General features: G+C 72.3%; 17 protein-coding genes and 2 tRNA genes. 16 read left to right on the top strand and 3 right to left on the bottom strand.

Going from position 1 to position 19612, the window contains the following annotated elements:
- Positions 1–43 precede the first annotated feature (43 nt).
- The gene (locus AFM16_RS13615; protein ID WP_030779364.1) at positions 44–1168 is read right to left on the bottom strand and encodes a M48 family metallopeptidase; all 1125 of its coding nucleotides are present in this window, start codon (positions 1166–1168) and stop codon (positions 44–46) included.
- 159 nt (positions 1169–1327) lie between these two features.
- Between AFM16_RS13615 and AFM16_RS39355 the strand changes: the two genes are divergently transcribed.
- From AFM16_RS39355 to AFM16_RS13580, 10 genes are all read left to right on the top strand, one after another.
- Positions 1328–1489, top strand: a complete 162-nt coding sequence (locus tag AFM16_RS39355) for a hypothetical protein (protein WP_030779361.1) — start codon at positions 1328–1330, stop codon at positions 1487–1489.
- Positions 1490–1637: 148 nt separating this feature from the next.
- Positions 1638–1802 carry a hypothetical protein gene (locus tag AFM16_RS39350; RefSeq protein WP_030779358.1) on the top strand — a complete coding sequence of 55 codons (165 nt, stop codon included), beginning with the start codon at positions 1638–1640 and terminating at the stop codon, positions 1800–1802.
- A 79-nt stretch (positions 1803–1881) separates the two neighbouring features.
- Positions 1882–2508, top strand: coding sequence for a nicotinate-nucleotide adenylyltransferase (nadD, locus tag AFM16_RS13610; protein ID WP_030779356.1), 627 nt, complete (start codon positions 1882–1884; stop codon positions 2506–2508).
- 16 nt (positions 2509–2524) lie between these two features.
- Positions 2525–4369, top strand: coding sequence for an LCP family protein (locus AFM16_RS13605; protein WP_078633466.1), 1845 nt, complete (start codon positions 2525–2527; stop codon positions 4367–4369).
- A gap of 92 nt (positions 4370–4461) precedes the next feature.
- Positions 4462–4908: a ribosome silencing factor gene (rsfS, locus tag AFM16_RS13600; protein WP_030779352.1), complete on the top strand. Its 447-nt coding sequence runs from the start codon at positions 4462–4464 to the stop codon at positions 4906–4908.
- Complete coding sequence (locus tag AFM16_RS13595) at positions 4905–5576, top strand: histidine phosphatase family protein (protein WP_030779350.1); 672 nt, start codon at positions 4905–4907, stop codon at positions 5574–5576. The genes rsfS and AFM16_RS13595 overlap by 4 nt, the downstream gene beginning before the upstream one ends.
- 104 nt (positions 5577–5680) lie before the next feature.
- Positions 5681–5753: transfer RNA gene (locus AFM16_RS13590), tRNA-Ala, on the top strand.
- 296 nt (positions 5754–6049) lie between these two features.
- Positions 6050–6223: a hypothetical protein gene (locus AFM16_RS38520; protein WP_107419081.1), complete on the top strand. Its 174-nt coding sequence runs from the start codon at positions 6050–6052 to the stop codon at positions 6221–6223.
- A 3-nt stretch (positions 6224–6226) separates the two neighbouring features.
- Entirely contained in the window at positions 6227–6460 is a 234-nt protein-coding gene (locus AFM16_RS13585; RefSeq protein WP_030779348.1) for a hypothetical protein, read from the top strand.
- A gap of 102 nt (positions 6461–6562) precedes the next feature.
- Positions 6563–6635: transfer RNA gene (locus tag AFM16_RS13580), tRNA-Ala, on the top strand.
- A 148-nt stretch (positions 6636–6783) separates the two neighbouring features.
- Here AFM16_RS13580 and AFM16_RS13575 read toward each other — a convergent pair.
- Together AFM16_RS13575 and AFM16_RS13570 are read right to left on the bottom strand one after the other, a co-directional pair.
- Positions 6784–8394, bottom strand: coding sequence for an NADH-quinone oxidoreductase subunit NuoF family protein (locus AFM16_RS13575; protein ID WP_078633465.1), 1611 nt, complete (start codon positions 8392–8394; stop codon positions 6784–6786).
- Positions 8391–9728 carry a ferric reductase-like transmembrane domain-containing protein gene (locus AFM16_RS13570; RefSeq protein WP_179123274.1) on the bottom strand — a complete coding sequence of 446 codons (1338 nt, stop codon included), beginning with the start codon at positions 9726–9728 and terminating at the stop codon, positions 8391–8393. The genes AFM16_RS13575 and AFM16_RS13570 overlap by 4 nt, the downstream gene beginning before the upstream one ends.
- Positions 9729–10188: 460 nt before the next feature.
- Here AFM16_RS13570 and leuS point away from each other — a divergent pair, with 460 nt between their 5' ends.
- The 6 genes from leuS to AFM16_RS13540 all read left to right on the top strand — a co-directional run bounded on the left by leuS (position 10189) and on the right by AFM16_RS13540 (position 19593).
- Positions 10189–13059, top strand: a complete 2871-nt coding sequence (gene leuS, locus AFM16_RS13565) for a leucine--tRNA ligase (RefSeq protein ID WP_078633464.1) — start codon at positions 10189–10191, stop codon at positions 13057–13059.
- A gap of 202 nt (positions 13060–13261) precedes the next feature.
- Complete coding sequence (locus AFM16_RS13560; RefSeq protein ID WP_078633463.1) at positions 13262–14044, top strand: hypothetical protein; 783 nt, start codon at positions 13262–13264, stop codon at positions 14042–14044.
- Between the two features lie 85 nt (positions 14045–14129).
- Positions 14130–14975 carry a DegV family protein gene (locus AFM16_RS13555; protein WP_078633462.1) on the top strand — a complete coding sequence of 282 codons (846 nt, stop codon included), beginning with the start codon at positions 14130–14132 and terminating at the stop codon, positions 14973–14975.
- A 142-nt stretch (positions 14976–15117) separates the two neighbouring features.
- Positions 15118–16179, top strand: a complete 1062-nt coding sequence (locus AFM16_RS13550) for a ComEA family DNA-binding protein (RefSeq protein WP_107419080.1) — start codon at positions 15118–15120, stop codon at positions 16177–16179.
- Positions 16176–18710, top strand: a complete 2535-nt coding sequence (locus AFM16_RS13545) for a ComEC/Rec2 family competence protein (protein ID WP_078633460.1) — start codon at positions 16176–16178, stop codon at positions 18708–18710. The genes AFM16_RS13550 and AFM16_RS13545 overlap by 4 nt, the downstream gene beginning before the upstream one ends.
- Positions 18711–18714: 4 nt before the next feature.
- Positions 18715–19593: an arylamine N-acetyltransferase family protein gene (locus tag AFM16_RS13540; RefSeq protein WP_030779325.1), complete on the top strand. Its 879-nt coding sequence runs from the start codon at positions 18715–18717 to the stop codon at positions 19591–19593.
- Positions 19594–19612: the final 19 nt, after the last annotated feature.

The raw sequence follows: 19612 nt of genomic DNA, 5'->3' as shown, positions 1-19612 counted from the left end.
GGGGTGGCCGGGTCGGCCCTCAGGGTCGGCCCTCGGTCCGTTCTCAGCTCTTGCCGGGTGCCTCCGTGTCCGACGGGCTGTCGTCGCCGTCCGAGCCGTTCCTCGGCCGGTCGTCCGTGGACGTCGAGCCGGTGAAGCCGCCGAAGCCCCGCCGCACCCGGCCGCCCAGGTCGCCCGCGCCGCCGGCTATGTCGGTGACCAGCTTCATCAGCGGGTCCTTGGAGTTCTTCACACTGCTCGTGTAGTGGGCGGCCGACTCCCGGAAGGAGTCCGAGACCGAGGCGTCCTTGTCCTCGCTGCGCCGCGGGTAGTGGCCGTCCATGATCCGCTGGTAGTCGCGGGACTGCGCCCACTTCCGCAGCTCGGCCGCCCGCACGGTGGTGAAGGGGTGCGTCCGGGGCAGGACGTTGAGGATCTTCAGCACGGAGTCGCGCAGGTCGCCGCCCGCCTCGTACTCGTCGGCCTGCTCCAGGAACGCGTCCACGTTCATCTCGTGCAGGTGGTTGCCGCCGGCGATCTTCATCAGGCCGCGCATCGAGGCCCGCGGGTCCTGGCCGACCAGCAGACCGGCACGGTCGGCGGACAGCTCCGACTTGCGGAACCACTCGCGCAGCGCCGTCACGATCGCCATGATCGCGATGGTGCCCAGCGGGATCCAGGCGACCCGGACCGCGAGGTTGGTCAGGAACAGCAGGATGGTGCGGTACACGGCGTGGCCCGACAGGGCGTGGCCCACCTCGTGACCGACGACCGCCCGCATCTCCTCCTCGTCGAGCAGCTCGACGAGCCCGGTGGTGACCACGATGATCGGCTCGTCCAGGCCGATGCACATCGCGTTGGGCTGCGGGTCCTGGTTGACGTACATCGGCGGGACCTTCTCCAGGTCCAGGATGTGACAGGCGTCCCGCAGCATGTCGTTGAGGTGCGCGAACTGCCGGTCCGAGACCCGCACCGAGTCGGACAGGAACAGCAGCCTCAGGCTGCGCTCGGGCAGCAGCCCGCTGAGCGCCTTGAACGCCGTGTCGAAACCGCTCAGCTTGCGCAGCGCCACCAGCGCCGAGCGGTCGGCGGGGTGCTCGTACGCACGCGAGGAGATGCCGGGGAAGCGCCGCCGCTGCCTGCTCGGCACGCTCCCGGAGCCGTTGTTCTCGCGGCTGTCGTCGGACATGGTCTTTCCCCCTGTGCGTCGGTGTGGCCCTGGCCGCACGCTCTCTTCTACGGCCTCTTTCTTTGCGGACCCTTGTGCGGTCCTTTGCGTCCCCGCAGCGGTGCCCGGCCCGGGCGGAGCTACCGTGGACGGGCACCACACCGTAAGGAGTCCCGCCCCATGAAGCACCACCCCGCCACCGCCTGGCTCACCGAGGCCGCCGGCGCCGCCCAGCAGCAGGGGGCGGGGAATCTGCTCCGCGTCATTCTGATCGTGATGGTCCTGGGCTCCGCCTTCACCGCGTGGTTCCTGTTGCGGGGATACAAGCGGAAGGACGACTGAGCCGTCGGGAAGGTTCCCGGCCCGTCCGTGCCGGCCGCCGGAGCAACCCGCGTCCCCAATGGCGGAGTCGGCGTGATCGCCGCGGAGCCGCCCGCTTACCATGGGCCGACATCTTCATCCCGCCCACACCGGATAGGTCCTGCCGACGATGAGCCTTCACAGTGCCGCCGCCCAACTGGTCACCCTCGCCGCCGAGGGCGAGGAGCACAGCGGCAATCACGCCAGCCTGAACCCCCTGGTCACCGGTGGCGGCGCGTTCATCATCCTGATGCTGCTGCTGTGGATCACCACCCGCTTCAACCGCGACCGCTGAGGCACCAGGTGGGCATACCGGAGCAGACCGGACGCTCGTCGGGCGGTGCCCTCAGGCGGGGCCGGTAGGGTCTGCACGCATGGGAGAGCAGGACATGCCTACCGGCCCGTCGAACCCGGGCAAACGCCGCCTCGGCGTCATGGGTGGCACATTCGATCCGATCCACCACGGACACCTCGTGGCGGCCAGTGAGGTCGCCGCGCAGTTCCACCTGGACGAGGTCGTGTTCGTGCCGACCGGCGAGCCCTGGCAGAAGAGCCACCGCCGCGTCTCCCCGGCCGAGGACCGCTATCTGATGACGGTCATCGCGACCGCCGAGAACCCGCAGTTCTCGGTGAGCCGCATCGACATCGACCGCGGCGGTCCCACCTACACCGTGGACACCCTGCGCGATCTGCGGGCCCTCAACCCCGAGACCGACCTGTTCTTCATCACCGGTGCCGACGCCCTGGGCCAGATCCTGACCTGGCGGGACAGCGAGGAGCTGTTCTCCCTGGCGCACTTCATCGGGGTCACCCGGCCGGGTCACCAGCTCACGGACCCCGGTCTGCCCGAGGGGGGCGTCTCGCTGGTCGAGGTGCCCGCCCTCGCCATCTCCTCGACCGACTGCCGCGCGAGAGTCGCCAAGGGCGACCCCATCTGGTACATGGTGCCGGACGGAGTCGTGCGTTACATCGACAAGCGCGAGCTGTACCGCGGCGAGTGAGCCGAGAGGGGTACCGGTGAACGACCGATACGACGCGGGGTACGGGGGCGACCCGTACCAGCTCGTCGGCTACGACGAGTACGGACAGCCGGTCTACCGGCAGGTCCCGGCCCAGCAGGTCCCGCAGCAGCAGCCCTACGACCCTTACGACGCTTACGGGCAGCAGGGCGGCCAGGGAGTCCAGAGCGGCCAGGGTGTCCAGGGCGGGCAGGGAGTCCAGAGCGGGCAGGGGTACGGGTACGACCCGTACGCCCAGGGCGGCCGGCCCCAGGGCGGACCGCAGGCGACCCCCTACGACCCGTACGACACCGGCCGGCAGCAGCCCGTCGCCGGATACGACACCGCGTACGACACCCCTTACGACACCGGGCGCCAGGCCACCTACGACCCGTACGCCACCGACACCGGTGCCGGTACGGGCGCGAGTACCGGCACGAGCACCGGCACCGACGCCCCGTACGACCCCTACGGGCAGACCGCCCACATCCCCCAGCAGGCCCGCCCGGCCGCGCCGGAGGAGACCGGCGAGCGCGGCGGACCGGCCGGGCGGACCCCTCCGCGGGACGCCGACAGCCCCCAACCGGACTACCACACCGAGCAGTTCGCGTTCGTGGAGGAGCCCGACGGCGACTCCGAGGACGTCATCGACTGGCTGAACTTCACCGAGAACCGCACCGAGCGCCGCGAGGAGGCCAAGCGCCGCGCCCGCGGCCGGCTGATCGCCCTCGTGGTCGTCATGGCCCTGGTCGCCGTCGGCGGCGTCGGCTGGCTCTGGTACGCCGGAAAGCTGCCCGGACTCTCGGAGTCCTCGGACACCGGGACGAAGACGGCGGCCGCGGGCGCCGCCCAGAAGCGGGACGTGGTCGTCGTCCATCTGCACGACACGGCCGGCGGCGACACCGCCACCGCGCTCCTGGTCGACAACACCACCACCCGGCAGGCCACCACCGTGCTGCTGCCCAACTCCCTGGTCCTGACCACCGACGACGGCACCACGACCACGCTCGCCAAGTCCGTGGACGACGACGGCTCCGACGGCACCCGCGCCGCCCTGGACGCCGTCCTCGGCACGGACATCGAGGGCACCTGGCGCCTCGACACCCCCTACCTCCAGAACCTCGTCGACCTGGTCGGCAACATCGAGGTGGACACCGACACCGACGTGCCCGACCCCAAGGCCAAGAAGGGCGAGGCCCCTCTTGTCCGCAAGGGCGAGGGGCAGACCCTCAGCGGCAAGATGGCCGTCGGCTACGCGACCTACCGTGCCCCCGGCGAGGCGCAGAACGCGCAGCTCGAACGGTTCGGGCAGGTCCTCCAGGGCGTCCTGCGCAAGATCTCCTCCGACCCGCAGGCCGCCATCGTCACCGTGCAGACGCTCGCCCAGATCCTCGACCCGTCGCTGACCGACAAGGACCTCGGCACCTTCCTCGCCGACCTCGCCGACCTCGCCAAGGGCGGCGACCACCAGACCGCCCTGCTGCCCGTCCAGGCCGACGGCACGCTCAGCACCGAGGGCAGCTCCGGTGTGGTGAAGGACGTCCTCGGCGGCACCGCGAAGAGCCCCGACAAGGACGCCGCCGTCAGCGTCTCCGTGCAGAACGCCACCGGCACCAAGTCCGACACCGAGGACGCGCGCGTGGTGCTGCTCAACGGCGGCTTCACCTTCCTGGACGCCGGCACGGCGGCCGCCGCCCGCACCACCTCCGAGGTGCGGTACGCGGACGCCGCGGGCAAGGAGAACGCCTCCGAGGTCGCCAAGACCCTGGGCCTGCCCGCCGGCGCGGTCAAGAAGGGCGAGGTGGGCGCGAACGCGGACGTGACGGTGGTCCTCGGCCAGGACTACGAGCCCTCGTCGTCGTAGCGGCGGGGCCCGGTGAGCCACAAACGCGTGGGGTGAGGTCGGCGGTCCGTGAGACCCTTGAGGTCAAACGACCGCCGACGGAAAGCCACGTAGTGACCGCCACCGACCGCTCCATCGAGCTGATCACCACCGCCGCGCAGGCGGCCGCCGACAAGCTCGCGCACGACATCATCGCCTACGACGTCAGCGACGTGCTGTCGATCACGGACGCCTTCCTGCTGGCCTCCGCGCCCAACGACCGCCAGGTCAAGTCGATCGTCGACGAGATCGAGGAGCGCCTCCTCAAGGACCTCGGCGCCAAGCCGGTACGCCGCGAGGGCGACCGCGACGCCCGCTGGATCCTGCTCGACTACGTCGACATCGTCGTCCACGTCCAGCACAGCGAGGAGCGCGTCTTCTACGCCCTGGAGCGGCTCTGGAAGGACTGCCCCGAGCTGGAACTGCCCGAGGACGCGAAGGCGACCCGCGGCAAGGCCGCCGAGCACGCCAAGCTCCAGGCCGAGGAGGACGACTCCGCCGGTTTCGAGGAGCTGCGGTGAGCGCCCCGGCGGACGGCGCCGGCCGCAGGCCGGGCCGGGGCCGTCGCGTCATCCTCTGGCGCCACGGCCAGACCGCGTGGAACGTGGAGCGGCGCTTCCAGGGCACCACGGACGTCCCGCTGACGGAGACCGGCGTGGCCCAGGCCCGCCGGGCCGCCCGGCTGCTGGCCTCCCTGCGACCCGACGCGATCGTCGCCTCCGACCTGTCGCGCGCCGCGGACACGGCCGCGGAGCTGGCCGCGCTGTCCGGCCTGGAGGTCAGCCACGACGAGGCCCTGCGCGAGACGTACGCGGGCGTGTGGCAGGGGCTCACGCACGAGGAGATCGTCGGCCGGTACGGCGAGGAGTACGCCGCGTGGAAGCGCGGTGAGCCGGTCCGCCGCGGCGGCGGCGAGCTGGAGACCGAGGTCGCCGACCGGGCGGCCCCGGTCGTGCTGCGGCACGCCGAGAAGCTGCCGGACGACGGCACGCTGGTCGTCGTCAGCCACGGCGGCACGATCCGCACCACCATCGGCCGGCTGCTCGGTCTGCGGCCGCACGACTGGGAGAGCCTCGGCGGCCTCTCCAACTGCTGCTGGTCGGTGCTGGGCGAGGGCGCCCGCGGCTGGCGGCTGCTGGAGCACAACGCCGGCACCCTGCCGGAGCCGGTGCTCGGCGACGACGACTGAGCGGTCCCGGCCGGTCCCGACGGGCCGGGACCCCGGATTTCACTTTCCGGCAGGTCGCAGGCTAAAGTTCTTCTTGTTCGCCCCGCCAGGCGGGAAGAACGCCTGGGGCTATAGCTCAGTTGGTAGAGCGCCTGCATGGCATGCAGGAGGTCAGGAGTTCAATTCTCCTTAGCTCCACTTGTGAAGATCCCGTCCCCTTGAGGGGGCGGGATCTTTCGTTGCCCCGAGACCGTCCCGGCGGGAGCGGCCGGCGGATCTTCCGCGGACTGTTCTGCCAACGGCTTGAGTCAGTTGGGCCCCAGAGGCGTATACCTCTTCGGAAGCGCTTCTCACATGCACGTTCGCCCTCGCAGCGGCGGCGGGGCCCGGTGCCGTGTCCGGACTGGTACTGAGGCGTCGCTGACCGTATCGGCCCGGCCGTGGCAGAATCAAACGGCCGGAAGGGGGCGCGACCCGACGGGAGGGAGTAAGCGATGCCTGCGAGCATCCTCGGAGAGGGCGGTCACCTCTCCGAAGCGGCGTTGACTCGGAACACGGCCACCCGCCTCTACTGCCCCTCCTGCGGTTCCGGCCATGTCGCCCAGGTCCTCGGGGACAACGGCGGCATCTCCTACGTGTGCACGGCCTGCGGCCACAGCTGGAGCTGATCGATGGGTGCACACAGGCGAAAGTGCGACTGGTGTGGCGGCGGCACTCCGATCGTGCGCGACATGGAACCCGTCAACCCCGACTACCAGTACTGGTGCGAGGAATGCGCCCGGGCGCTGATCATAAAAGGCGACCCCATCGAGACGTACCGCGAACTCGAGGGCGAACCGATCTACGGCCGGCTGCTCGAGGAGCACTGCACCCTGAAGCGGTTCTATTCGTTCGTCACGGCTTGACGTTTCCGTCAAATCGGACAGAACGGAAACGATTTGGTGGTCCACCCCGGGGACCGTGTAATGTTGGCGTCGCCGCCGGGGAAACCCGCCGGAACACCGCAAGGGGCTATAGCTCAGTTGGTAGAGCGCCTGCATGGCATGCAGGAGGTCAGGAGTTCAATTCTCCTTAGCTCCACAAACAGATCCCGTCCGATCGTCACGATCGGACGGGATCTTTGCATTCCGGATCTTTCACGTACGGGATCCTCCGCGCGCGGGATCTTCCGCGGAAACGCCTCAGGGGGCCGCCCGGTGTCGGGCGGCCCCTGAGGGTCCGTTCGGCGTCAGCGGCCCAGGGCGCGGCGGCCGCGGCCCTGGGAGAGCACCGGGAGGTTGCGGGACGGCGCCTGCGCGCGCGTGTCCTCCTCCAGCCGCAGCGCCAGCGCGGGGCAGCGGCGTACGGCGCGCAGCGCCTTCGCCTCGGCGTAGCGCGGCACCTTCGCCTGCGCGACGGTCGGGAAGCCGTCGGCGCCGAGCTGGAAGACCTCGGGCAGGATGTCCGCGCACAGACCGTGGCCGCGGCACAGCGTCCAGTCGACGAAGATCTTCTGGCGGCTGTCACCGTTCTCCTGCGGCGATGAACCGCTCGTGATGCCCGCGGGGGCCATGCCCTCCTCGAAGAGCGGCAGAACGCCCTCCACGGGCCGTCCGCAGCCGTTTCCGAGGACATGGGCGGCGAGGTCGTCGGTGAACGCCTTGATGGTCGACTCCAGGAACATCGCGGAGCCGTCCGGATGCGAGCACGCGCCGCGCCGCTTGACGTTCTTGGCGACCTGCTTGAGCGCCTCCAGGGCGGCCGGGCCGCCGCCGTTGATGATGTCCTCCATGCCGCGCGCGGCGGCCGGCAGACCGAGGTAGCAGGGACCGCACTGTCCCGCGCTCTCCTCGGCCAGCCACTGCGCCACCCGCAGCGACTCGCCGAGCGGGCAGGTCTCCTGACTGATCGGCAGGATCGCGCCCGCGCCGAGGGCGCCGCCCACGGCGTCCAGCGAATTGCGGGAGACGACCGCCTCGTTGACGGTCGCCGCGTCGATCCACTTGCCGTGGTAGCCGCCGGTCAGCACGCCCTGCGGGACCGGCGGGGCGCCGGCGAGCTGGAGCACGTAGCGCAGCGGTACGCCGGTGGGGACCTCGATCACCATGGGGCGGGCGACCGCGCCGGAGACGGTCAGCATGACGGTGCCGGGCTCGTCGTAGAGGCCGGTGTTGCCGTAGCGCTCCGGGCCGATGCGGGCGGCGATGGCGAGCTGGGCGAAGGTCTCGGCGTTGGACAGCAGGGTGGGGGCGCCGCCGACGCCGTTCTGCGAGGCGCTGACCTTGCGGCCGGGCGGGATGGCCGGGCCGCCGTCGATGGAGCGGATCAGCGACGCGGCCGCGCCGGTGACCATGCGGATCGGGTTGCGCTGGACGAACGCCTTCAGCGCCGAGCGGCGGCCGTTGCTCAGCCCGCGTTCGGCGAGGGCGGCCTCCATGGAGCGCTGGGTCGATTCGCGGGTGACCCCCACCACGAGCGTGCGGGCACCCAGCGCCTCCGCGACCAGCAGCGCGCCGTCCAGGATGAGATGCGGGGCACGGTTGATCATCACCGTGTCCTTGCGGCAGGCCGGTTCGTCCTCACTGCCGTTGACGACGACGACCGGCCGTACGCCCCGTTTGATCGCCGCGTCGGCGACCGAGCGGAGCTTCTTGTGGAAGGGGAAGCCCGCGCCGCCGCGGCCCTTGAGGTTGATGCGTTCGGAGAGCTGGGCGAGCTTCTCGCCGCCCATGGGTTCGAGCGGCCCGTGCACCTTCAGGTGCATGGGCAGGTCGAGTCTCTCCACAAGGTCGAAGCCGGACGTGAGCTGCGGAAGCCCGACCACGCGGACTTCCGGGACGTCGGGCAGGGCCTCGTTCACCTATAGCCTCCGGAAGGCGTGTTCCAAGGTTCGCCCGAACCCGGCGAGTCGTAGGACTGGCCGGGGGATGGTTCATTGGCGGGACCGCTGTTGTACGTGTCGTTCGAGTTGTACGCGCCGTACTGGGCGTTCGTCTCACCGGTGTTGTACACATCACCTCCCACGACCGGGATGGTGCCCGTATTGCCATAGACCGGGATGTTGAATCCCGTGTCCTGGAGCGGGTCGTAGACGGACCGGGGCGCCTCGCCGACCGGCGGCGGGGACGGGATCGGCCAGCTTCCCGAGGTGCTGCCGCCGTTGTCCACGCGCGGCATCGCCGCGGTGGCCTGCGTGTCGAACTGGGCGTTCATCTGGGCGGTCTGGTCGGCGCCGGCACCGGCTCCCGCGTACGGCTGCTGCGGGTTCGGAGTGTTGACGGCGCGGTAGGCGGCCGCGAAGCCGTTCGCGGACTCCGCGCCGGCCGGGTTGTCGAACAGCGGGGAGGCCGCCGGGCCGGAGCCGGCCGAGCGGCCGCTGCTCTCGTAGCCGGGCAGGGCGGAACTGCCGGAGCCGCCCCTCTCGGACTCGGACCTGCGCCCGGAGCCGCCGCCCTCGGCCCTACGCGCGCGTGACGCCTCCAGGCCGTCCATGGCGGAGCGCTCCGGGGAGCCGCCCAGGATGGTGTTGATGCGGTCCGCGAGCTGCCGCTTGACCGGGCGCGGGGCGGCGCGCAGCGCGAGGGCGCCCATCACGCCCACCAGGCACAGGCCGTACAGGATGAAGAAGATCGGCTTGGCGAGGCGACCCGCGTAGAGTCCGTGGATGAGCGCGGCGCACCAGGCCGGATAGGCCAGCATGTGCATCGCGCGCCAGCGGGCCGCGACCTCGGCCGGTGCGGCGAAGTGGTTGCGCAGCGCGCCCGTGATGCCCACGAAGATCATCAGCAGGCCGGCCAGGGAGCCCAGGCCGATCAGACCGCCGATGCCGGTGACCCCGAGCGAGAACGGGATGAGCGCCCCGATCAGTTCGGTGTGGTCCAGGGCGATCTTGGTGGTGATGTGCAGCAGCAGGAACGCGATCGACGCCACGGCGGTCGTCCGGTGGACCGCCTGGCCGATGATCCGCTGACGTGTGTTGAGGAAGATCCGGTCCTGGGCGAACAGACCCCAGATCACCGAACAGCTCAGTGAGACGAGGGACAGTACGCCCGCGCCGAAGTTCAGGAACGCCTGGAACTGGTCACCTCCGACCAGCACGATCACGGGTATGAGGACCAGGACGGCAGCCGACGCCACCCCGTAGGCCGACCGACCCGGCTTGGGGAGCGAGCTGTTGGTGCGAAGAGGGTTCATGGGGGCAACTCCGAGCAGTTTCGGGAAAGCGGTCCCGCTGCCGAACTCTAAGTGGCTCCATACCGGGGGGTACGAGGTTTGAGTTATTGCGTTGTTATCAAATGAAAACAGGGGCGTTCCGATGTCCCCTTAGTGGCTGTTACGCGAAGTAATCTTTGACCTTTGTTCAGCTTCGGCTCCGCCGGGTGTGCCCGTCGTCCGTGACAGATACGCACACGTGTGCCGGTCTGCTCAACGTGCGGGAAGTCCGTCGCGGCGCGATCGGGGGCTGCGGTACCCTAGCGCCATGCGTGCCGTACGCCTCCTGCTTAGCGAGCCGCGCTGACAGTCCCGAACCTCCGGTGAACCGACGTGAACCGGACGGCTCGGAATCGGCGCGGCGTCCCCTCCTGTGCGAGGGGATTTTTCGTTTCCGGATGACACAGCCGCTGGCAGAGACGATCGATGGAGCTTTGAGGACATGAGCGAGACGAACCCCGCTGCCACTGCCGAGGTGGCCGCGCCGCACCGCTACACGGCGGCCATGGCCGCCGAGATCGAGGCACGCTGGCAGGACTTCTGGGACGCCGAGGGCACCTACGCCGCCCCCAATCCCACGGGTGACCTGGCCGGCGACCCCGCGGTCGTCGCCCGCCCCGAGAAGTTCATCATGGACATGTTCCCGTACCCCTCCGGTGCGGGCCTGCACGTCGGCCACCCGCTGGGCTACATCGCGACCGACGTCTTCGCCCGCTACCAGCGGATGACCGGCCACAACGTCCTGCACACCCTGGGCTTCGACGCCTTCGGCCTGCCCGCCGAGCAGCACGCCGTACAGACCGGCGAGCACCCGCGCGTGACCACCGAAGCGGCCATCGCCAACATGAAGTCCCAGCTCCGCCGGCTGGGCCTGGGCCACGACAAGCGCCGCTCGTTCGCCACGATCGACCCGGACTACTACAAGTGGACCCAGTGGATCTTCCTGCAGATCTTCGACTCCTGGTACGACGACGAGGCGGACAAGGCCCGCCCGATCTCCGAGCTGATCGCCCAGTTCGAGTCCGGTGAGCGCGGTGTGCCCGGCGGCCGCCCCTGGAACGAACTGAGCGGCGCCGAGCGCGCCGACGTCCTGGGCGGCTACCGCCTGGCCTACGCCTCCGACTCGCCGGTCAACTGGTGCCCCGGCCTGGGCACCGTGCTGGCCAACGAGGAGGTCACCGCCGACGGCCGCTCCGAGCGCGGCAACTTCCCCGTCTTCAAGGCCAAGCTGCGCCAGTGGAACATGCGCATCACCGCCTACGCGGACCGCCTGCTCGACGACCTGGACGCGCTGGACTGGCCCGAGGCCATCAAGCTCCAGCAGCGCAACTGGATCGGCCGCTCCGAGGGCGCCCGGGTGCGCTTCCCGATCGACGGCGAGGACATCACCGTCTTCACCACCCGCCCCGACACCCTGTTCGGCGCGACCTACATGGTGCTGGCCCCCGAGCACCCGCTGGTCGACAAGTTCACCCCGGACACCTGGCCCGAGGGCACCCGCGACGCGTGGACGGGCGGGCACGCGAGCCCGGCCGAGGCCGTCGCCGCGTACCGCGCGCAGGCCGCGTCCAAGTCCGACGTCGAGCGGCAGGCCGAGGCCAAGGACAAGACCGGTGTCTTCATCGGCGCCCACGCCACCAACCCGGTCAACGGCGAGCGGATCCCGGTCTTCATCGCCGACTACGTCCTGATGGGCTACGGCACCGGCGCCATCATGGCCGTCCCGGCCGGCGACCAGCGCGACTTCGAGTTCGCCCGCGCCTTCGAGCTGCCGATCACCTGCATCGTCGAGACCACCGACGGCCGCGGCACGGACACCTCCACCTGGGAGAACGCCTTCGGGTCCTACGACGCGAAGATCATCAACTCCTCCAACGACGACATCTCCCTGGACGGCCTGGCCGTCGCCGACGCCAAGGCCCGTGTCACCGAGTGGCTGGAGCGCAAGGGCATCGGCGAGGGCACCGTCAACTTCCGGCTGCGCGACTGGCTGTTCAGCCGCCAGCGCTACTGGGGCGAGCCCTTCCCGATCGTCTACGACGAGGACGGCGTCGCCCACGCGCTGCCCGCGTCGATGCTGCCCCTGGAGCTGCCGGAGGTCGAGGACTACTCGCCGCGCACCTTCGACCCGGACGACGCCGACTCCCGCCCCGAGACCCCGCTCTCGCGCAACGAGGACTGGGTCCACGTCACCCTGGACCTGGGCGACGGCCCCAAGCGCTACCGGCGCGAGACCAACACCATGCCCAACTGGGCCGGTTCCTGCTGGTACGAACTGCGCTACCTGGACCCGCACAACAGCGAGCGCCTGGTCGACCCGGAGATCGAGCGCTACTGGATGGGCCCGCGCGAGGACGCGCCGCTCGGCGGTGTCGACCTGTACGTCGGCGGCGCCGAACACGCCGTGCTGCACCTGCTGTACGCGCGCTTCTGGTCCAAGGTGCTGTTCGACCTGGGCCACGTCTCGTCGGCCGAGCCGTTCCACAAGCTGTTCAACCAGGGCATGATCCAGGCCTACGTCTACCGCGACAGCCGGGGCTTCCCGGCGCCGGCCGCCGAGATCGAGGAGCGCGACGGCGGCTTCTGGTACGCGGGCGAGCCGGTCAGGCGCGAGATGGGCAAGATGGGCAAGTCCCTGAAGAACGCCGTGACCCCGGAGGCGATCTGCGCCGAGTACGGCGCGGACACCCTGCGCCTGTACGAGATGGCGATGGGCCCGCTGGACGTCTCGCGCCCCTGGGACACGCGCGCGGTCGTCGGCCAGTACCGGCTGCTCCAGCGGCTGTGGCGCAATGTCGTCGACGAGGCCACCGGCGAGGTCACCGTCGTCGACACCGAGCCCGACGAGACGACGCTGCGCGCCCTGCACAAGGCGATCGACGGAGTGCGCCAGGACCTGGAGGGCCTGCGCTTCAACACCGCCATCGCCAAGATCACCGAGCTGAACAACCACCTGACCAAGGCGGGCGCCCCGGTGCCGCGCACGGTCGCCGAGGACCTGGTGCTGCTGGTCGCGCCGCTGGCCCCGCACATCGCCGAGGAGCTGTGGCGCAAGCTGGGCCACACCGACTCGGTCGTCCACCAGGACCTGCCGGTCGCCGACCCGGCGTACGTCGTGGACGAGAGCGTGACCTGCGTCGTCCAGATCAAGGGCAAGGTCAAGGCGCGCCTGGAGGTGTCGCCCGCCATCTCCGACGAGGAGCTGGAGAAGGTGGCGCTGGCCGACGAGAACGTCGTCAAGGCGCTGGGCGGCGCGGGGATCCGCAAGGTGATCGTGCGGGCGCCGAAGCTGGTGAACATCGTGCCGGCGTGAGGTCAGTCGTCGTGCCGGCGTGAGGTCCGTCCTCCCGGGGCGCTCGGCGCCGGGCGTCCCCTAGGGGTCTGCTGAGGGCAGGTTCGGGGTTCTGGTGGAACTCCGGACCTGCCCCCTGCGTTTACGGTGGGAAGAGCGACGCGGACACGCGGCGCGAGGTGAGCGGCGCGAGGTGTGCCGCGGCAGGCCGGAGGAGGAGCCCGTGGAAGCGGTCGCCGCAGTGTTCGCCCTGCTCGTCGTACTGTTCCTGGTGCTCGGCGCCTACGCCACGGTGAAGGTGGTCGGCGCCGCCAAGCGCGGCGTGGACCGCACCCTCACCCAGGCCCGCCGCACGGTCGAGGACCACACCCTGCGCGCCAAGTCCTTCGCCCAGCCCGGACCGGCCGGCGAGGTCGCCCAGCTCCGCCTCAAGCTGCGCACCTCGATGCGCGCCACCCAGGAGGCCCTGCACGCGGGCGTCGCCGAGGACGAGTCGCTCAAGGAGTCCCTCGGCCTCTTCGAGCGCCTCAGCGCCCACGGCCAGGAGCTGGACGCCGAACTCAGACGCCTGGAGTCCGAGCCCGACCGTGCGACGCTCGCCGGGCGGATGCCGTCCCTGCGGGAGCGCACCGACCGGATCACCGAGTCCGCCGACGCGCTGCGCTGGGCCGCCCGCGACCGCGCCCGCCGCTTCGCGGAGGACGACCTGGACGCCCTCAGCGCCCAGATCGACGTCGAGGCCGGCGCCCTGCGGCACTGGACCACCACCGAGCCGCCGCGCACGGCCACCCCCTCGACACCGGGCACGCCGACGTCCACCACTGCCACGCCTCCGTGGCCGGAGGCCCCGCCCGCCTCGGCCGACGCCGCGGACCCGCGCCAGACCTGGCCCGAGACGCCCGGTGCGCGCACCGCCGGGGAGCCGACCCGGCCCGCCATCACCCCGCCGGGACCGCGCCCCACCTACCCCTGGCAGAAGAAGCCGCGCCCCGAGAGCACCACCTGAGGCGGGGCCATGATCCGGTCAAGGGCCTCCCGGATGAGAGGGGCCGGGCTGCGGTCCCGGAGCTACGCCAGGTAACCTCCAGCTCATGTCCCGCCATGTCGCGATCGTCACGGATTCCACGGCCTACCTGCCGCAGCGGACGATGGAGCGTCACGGCATCACCGCGGTGCCCCTGACCGTCGTCCTCGGCGACCAGGCCCTCGAAGAGGGCACCGAGATCTCGACCCGCTCCCTCGCCCAGGCGCTCCAGAAGCGACGCCCCGTCACCACCTCGCGCCCGAGCCCGCAGCGCTTCGCGGAGACCTACCGCAGGGTCGCCGAGTCCGGCGCGACCGGCATCGTCTCCCTCCATCTCTCCGCCGAACTGTCCGGCACGTACGACGCGGCCGTGGTCGCGGCCCGGGAGGCACCGGTGCCGGTGCGGGTGGTGGACACCGGCATGGTCGCGATGGCCCTCGGCTTCTGCGCGCTCGCCGCGGCCGAGGTGGCGGAGTCGGGCGGAACGGTCGACGAGGCGGTCACCGCCGCGGAGAAACGGGCCGCCGGCACCTCCGCCTACTTCTACGTCGACACCCTCGACTATCTGCGCCGCGGCGGCCGGATCGGCGCCGCCCAGGCCCTGTTGGGCTCCGCGCTCGCGGTGAAGCCGCTGCTCCAGCTCGACGGCGGCCGGATCGAGCTGCTGGAGAAGGTCCGGACGGCGTCGAGGGCGATCGCACGCCTGGAGGAGCTGGTGGCCGACCGGGCGGGGAGCGCCTCCGTCGACATCGCCGTGCACCATCTGGCGGCCCCGGAGCGGGCGTCCGCGCTCGCGGACCGGTTGCGGACGAGGGTGCCCGGCCTCGCGGACCTGCATGTGAGCGAGGTCGGCGCGGTGATCGGGGCGCACACGGGGCCGGGGTTGCTGGGGGCCGTGGTCTCGCCCCGGTGAGGTCGGGGGGGCGCGGGGGCGCGCGGGGTCGCAGGGGCGCCCCTTCACCCGTGGGGGTGGCGCGGTTGTCCACAACCGGGCGGTAATCCACGGGAATTGAGCAAGATCATCGCGATCTGGCGAAGTGTCCGATCCTCGGGGCATGGCACTTCGATCACGTACTCGCACCTCGTACCCGACCAGCGGACCCGGCCGTGGGGCCGGCTCCGACGGGCGGCCCCGTACTTCTGCGCGCCGCCTGAGCCTCCGCCGCCCGTCCGGCCCTGGACCCGGTCCCGGCCCTGGACTTGGACGTGGATCTGGACCTGGACTTGGACCCGGCCATGCCGGACACCGGCGGGCCTCGGCGGAGGAGCTGCGGCGGCGGGCGGCGGCACTCTTCGACGAACGGGCCGTGGACCGACGGGAGTCGGTGACGGGGCCGACGGTCGGGGGCGTTGGCGGTGCCGGGCTGACCGAGGCACCGGCGCGGGTCGCCGGGGGCGGTCTGCGGGAGCGGTTCGGGGCGGCGTTGCGGGAGCGGCTGCCGGTGTGGGTGCAGGCGCGGTGCGGTGTGGAGCGGCGGAGCGTGCTGGCGCTCACGGTGGTGCTGGTCGTCGCCGCGGGCTTCGCCGTGCAGCACTTCCGGTCCGGCCGGGCCGAGCCCGTGTCGGCACCGGAGGTGGTGCGGGCGGCGCCGTACGGGGAGGGGGAGCGTGAGGGGGCGGCGGCCGATCCGGATTCCCCGGGCGCCGGGTCCGCTCCCGCCGCCACTCCCGCGGCCGAGATCGTGGTGGACGTCAGCGGGAAGGTCCGCGAGCCCGGGATCCATCGGCTGCCGGCCGGTTCCCGGGTGGCCGACGCCCTGAGCGCGGCCGGCGGGGTGCGGCCGGGGACGAACACCGAGGGCCTCAACCAGGCGCGGGTCCTCGTGGACGGCGAACAGGTGGTGGTCGGTGGGTCGGCGCCGCCCGCTCCGGGCGCCGGGGGTGCCCCGGCCGGTGCTCCGGCGAACGCCCCGCCCGGTGTCCCGGCCGTGGTCTCGCTCAACACCGCCACCGTGGAGCAGCTCGACACGCTGCCGGGCGTGGGCCCCGTCCTGGCCCAGCACATCATCGACCACCGCACACGGAACGGCGGTTTCCGGTCGGTGGACGAACTGCGCGAGGTCAAGGGCATCGGTGCCCGGCGCTTCGCCGATCTGCGGAACCTCGTCCGGCCATGAGGGGCGAGGTGAGCGTCGGGAGGGTGCGTGCGGGGCCGCCCGGGTCCAGGGCCCGGCGGGCCGTGCACGCGGTGTCCGGGAAACGGCTGGGCGACGCGCATCCCCGGCAGGAGGGTCCGGCGGATCTGCGCCTGGTCCCGCCCGCGCTCGCGGCCTGGGCGACGGCGGCGCTCGCGCTGGACGCGTCCGTGGCGGTGGCGGTCGGCATCGCGCTGGTGTGTCTGATCGCGGCGGGGGTGCTGTCGGCCCGCGCAGGGGTGCTGCCGGCCCGTCGCCACTGGGCCGGGGCCACCCTCGCCGCCACCCTCCTCTGCGTCGGCGCGGCCGCCGTCTCCGCGGGGCTGCACGGTGCTGATGTGCGGCGGGGGCCGGTGCCGGGGCTGGTGCGGGAGTACGCGATCGTCACGGCCGAGGTCGAGATCGGGTCCGATCCGCGGCTGAGCCGCCCCAGGGTCAGAGGGGACCGCGTCACGTCCGCGGCGGTGCTGGTCCCCGGGATGGTCCGGCGCGTCGACGGGCGGGACGGCACGTCCGTGGCGACGCGGACCCCGGTGCTGATGATCGTGGACGCCGAGGAGGACGCGCGGGCGCAGGACGGGTCGCCGTGGCTCGGGCTGCTGCCGTCCACCCGGGTGCGGGTCACCGGGCGGCTGGCTCCCGCCACCGTCGGCGGGGACCGCATCGCCGGGGTGCTGCGGGTGCGGGACGGCGGGCCGCCCTCGGTCGTGGCGGAACCGTCCGCCGCCCAGCGGGTGGCCGGGCGGCTGCGGGCGGGGCTGCGGGAGGCCACCGACGGGCTTCCGGCGGACGCCAGGGCGCTGCTGCCCGGGCTGGTCGTCGGGGACACCGGGCGGGTCACGCCGGAGCTGGACGAGGCGTTCAAGGAGACGGACCTCGCCCACACGCTGGCCGTGTCGGGCAGCAATCTGACGATCATCCTCGCGCTGCTCCTCGGCCCGCCGGGACTGGCCCAGCGGGTCGAGCGGCGGGGGCCGGCGCCGCGCCTGGGCATCTCGCTGCGAGGGACCGCGCTGCTCGGCGGTGGCCTCACCCTCGGGTTCGTCGTCGTGTGCCGGCCCGACCCGAGCGTGCTGCGGGCGGCGGCCTGCGGAGCCGTCGTGCTGCTCGCCCTCGCCACCGGCCGCCGCAGATCGCTGCTGCCGGCGCTGGCGACGGCGGTGCTGCTCCTGGTGCTCTACGACCCCTGGCTGGCCCGGAGTTACGGGTTCCTGCTGTCGGTGCTGGCCACCGGGGCGCTGCTGACGGTGGCGCCGCGCTGGAGCGCCGGGCTGCGTCGGCGCGGGGTGCCGCCGAGGCTCGCGGAGGCGCTGGCGGCGGCGGGCGCGGCGCAGGCGCTGTGCGCGCCGGTGGTGGCGGTGCTGTCGGCGCGGGTGAGCCTGGTGGCGGTGCCGTGCAACCTCCTGGTGGAGTTCGCGGTGGCGCCGGCCACGGTGCTGGGCTTCGCCGCGCTGGTGACCGCGCCCATGGCGATGCCGGTCGCCAAGGCGCTGTCCTGGTGCGCGAGTTGGCCGGCAGGCTGGATCGCGGGCATCGCCCGGGCCGGGGCGGCGCTGCCGGGCGGAGGCGTGGACTGGCCGGGCGGCTGGACCGGCGCGCTGCTGCTCGCGCTCGCCACGGCGGCGGTGCTGCTCGTCGTGCGGCGGCTGCTGGGCCGGCCCTGGCTGTGCGCGGTCTGCGGGGTGCTGCTCGTGCTGGCGGTGGTGCAGCCGCCCCGGCTGACCCGGGTGCTCACGGGCTGGCCGCCACCGGGCTGGCGTCTGGCGATGTGCGACGTGGGTCAGGGCGACGCGACGGTTCTCGCGGCGGGCGGGGGCACCGGGGTCGTGGTGGACGCCGGGCCGGACCCGGCGCTGGCCGACCGCTGCCTGCGCACGCTCGGCATCACCAGGGTGCCGCTGGTCGTCCTCACCCACTTCCACGCCGACCATGTCGCCGGGCTGCCCGGGGTGCTGCGCGGGCGGGAGGTGGGGGCGATCGAGACCACCGGGTTCGAGGAGCCGGCGGGGCAGGTGGAGTTCGTGCGGCGGGAGGCGGCGGCGCGGAAGGTGCCGGTGGTGCGGGCGGTGGCGGGGGAGCGGCGCCGGGCCGGTCCCCTCGACTGGGAGGTGCTGTGGCCGCCGCCCCGGCCGACGCCGGAGCCCGAGGGACCCAACGACGCGAGCGTGGCGCTCGGGGTGCGGTCGGGCGGGCTGCGGATGCTGCTGCTCGGGGATCTGGAACCCCCGGCCCAGCGGGCGCTGGCGCGCTCGCCGGGGGCGGGGCGGTGGAGAGGGGTGGACGTGCTGAAGGTCGCCCATCACGGGTCGGCGTACCAGGATCCGGACCTGATACGCGCGGTGGCGCCCCGGGTGGCGCTGATCTCCTGCGGCGCGGACAACTCGTACGGTCACCCCGCTCCGAGCACGGTCGCGGCGTTGCGCGCGGGCGGTGCGAGGGTGCTGCGGACGGACCGGGACGGGGCGCTCGCGGTCGTGGGTGCGGGCGGTGCGCTGCGCGTGGCGCGAGACTGAGGGCATGGATTCCGTACAGGTCGATTCCCTTCGGCTCGACGCCCGTCTGGTCGACGCCTATCTGCGCCGCCTCGGGGCCGAGCAGCCCGCGTGGCCCACCGTCGACGTCCTGCGGGAGCTGCATCTGCGGCATCTGCGGGCCGTGCCCTTCGAGAATCTGTCGGTGCATCTGGGAGAGGAGATCGAGCTGGAGCCGGGGCGGCTGGTGGAGAAGATCGTCGACGGGCACCGGGGAGGGTTCTGTTACGAGCTGAACGGGGCGTTCGGGGCGCTGCTGACGGCGCTGGGTTTCGATGTGACGGTGCTCGCGGCGCGGGTGTACGGGGACCGGGGGGTGCTGGGCATCCCGTTCGACCATCTCGCGCTGCGGGTGCGGACGGTGGACGCCGGGGACTGGCTGGCGGACGTCGGGTTCGGGGCGCACAGCCACTATCCGCTCCGTTTCGAGGACCGGGGCGAGCAGGACGATCCTGGGGGCGTGTTCCGGATCGTCGAGGCCGGTCCCGACCAGGCCGGGGTGAAGGGCGGCGGCGGTCGGGCGGCGCGGCGGTCGGAGGCGGCCGACCTGGACGTCGTGCGCAACGGCTCGCGCGAGTACCGCCTTGAGGTGCGGCCCCGGACACTGCGCGACTTCGTCTCCGGTGCCTGGTGGCATCGCACCGCGCCGGGGTCGCACTTCACGAAGTCCCTGGTCTGCTCGCGGGTCACGGAGGACGGCGGGAGGGTCACGCTCAGCGGGCGGCGGCTCAAGGTGACGAGCGTCGGAGGGACCAGCGAGGAGAAGGAGTTGGGGACGGACGAGGAGGTGCTGGCGGTGTACCGGGAGCGGTTCGGGATCGAGCTGGGGGAGGTGCCGGAGGTGCGGGAGCGGCGGCCGGTGTGAGGCGGGAGGTGGGGCCCCG

It is taken from the genome of Streptomyces antibioticus (genome assembly GCF_002019855.1).
In the GTDB taxonomy this organism is placed as follows: Bacteria; Actinomycetota; Actinomycetes; order Streptomycetales; family Streptomycetaceae; genus Streptomyces; species Streptomyces antibioticus_B.
The sequence above is the reverse complement of the archived record's forward strand: the minus strand, read 5'-3'. Positions and strand labels throughout refer to the sequence as shown.

Bases quoted from the DNA above. Each gene is read 5' to 3' on its own strand.
- AFM16_RS13615 (WP_030779364.1), bottom strand. From the start codon at position 1,168: ATGTCCGACGACAGCCGCGAGAACAACGGCTCCGGGAGCGTGCCGAGC.
- AFM16_RS39355 (WP_030779361.1), top strand. From the start codon at position 1,328: ATGAAGCACCACCCCGCCACCGCCTGGCTCACCGAGGCCGCCGGCGCC.
- AFM16_RS39350 (WP_030779358.1), top strand. From the start codon at position 1,638: ATGAGCCTTCACAGTGCCGCCGCCCAACTGGTCACCCTCGCCGCCGAG.
- nadD (WP_030779356.1), top strand. From the start codon at position 1,882: ATGGGAGAGCAGGACATGCCTACCGGCCCGTCGAACCCGGGCAAACGC.
- AFM16_RS38520 (WP_107419081.1), top strand. From the start codon at position 6,050: ATGCCTGCGAGCATCCTCGGAGAGGGCGGTCACCTCTCCGAAGCGGCG.
- AFM16_RS13585 (WP_030779348.1), top strand. From the start codon at position 6,227: ATGGGTGCACACAGGCGAAAGTGCGACTGGTGTGGCGGCGGCACTCCG.
- AFM16_RS13570 (WP_179123274.1), bottom strand. From the start codon at position 9,728: ATGAACCCTCTTCGCACCAACAGCTCGCTCCCCAAGCCGGGTCGGTCG.
- leuS (WP_078633464.1), top strand. From the start codon at position 10,189: ATGAGCGAGACGAACCCCGCTGCCACTGCCGAGGTGGCCGCGCCGCAC.
- AFM16_RS13555 (WP_078633462.1), top strand. From the start codon at position 14,130: ATGTCCCGCCATGTCGCGATCGTCACGGATTCCACGGCCTACCTGCCG.
- AFM16_RS13550 (WP_107419080.1), top strand. From the start codon at position 15,118: ATGGCACTTCGATCACGTACTCGCACCTCGTACCCGACCAGCGGACCC.
- AFM16_RS13545 (WP_078633460.1), top strand. From the start codon at position 16,176: ATGAGGGGCGAGGTGAGCGTCGGGAGGGTGCGTGCGGGGCCGCCCGGG.
- AFM16_RS13540 (WP_030779325.1), top strand. From the start codon at position 18,715: ATGGATTCCGTACAGGTCGATTCCCTTCGGCTCGACGCCCGTCTGGTC.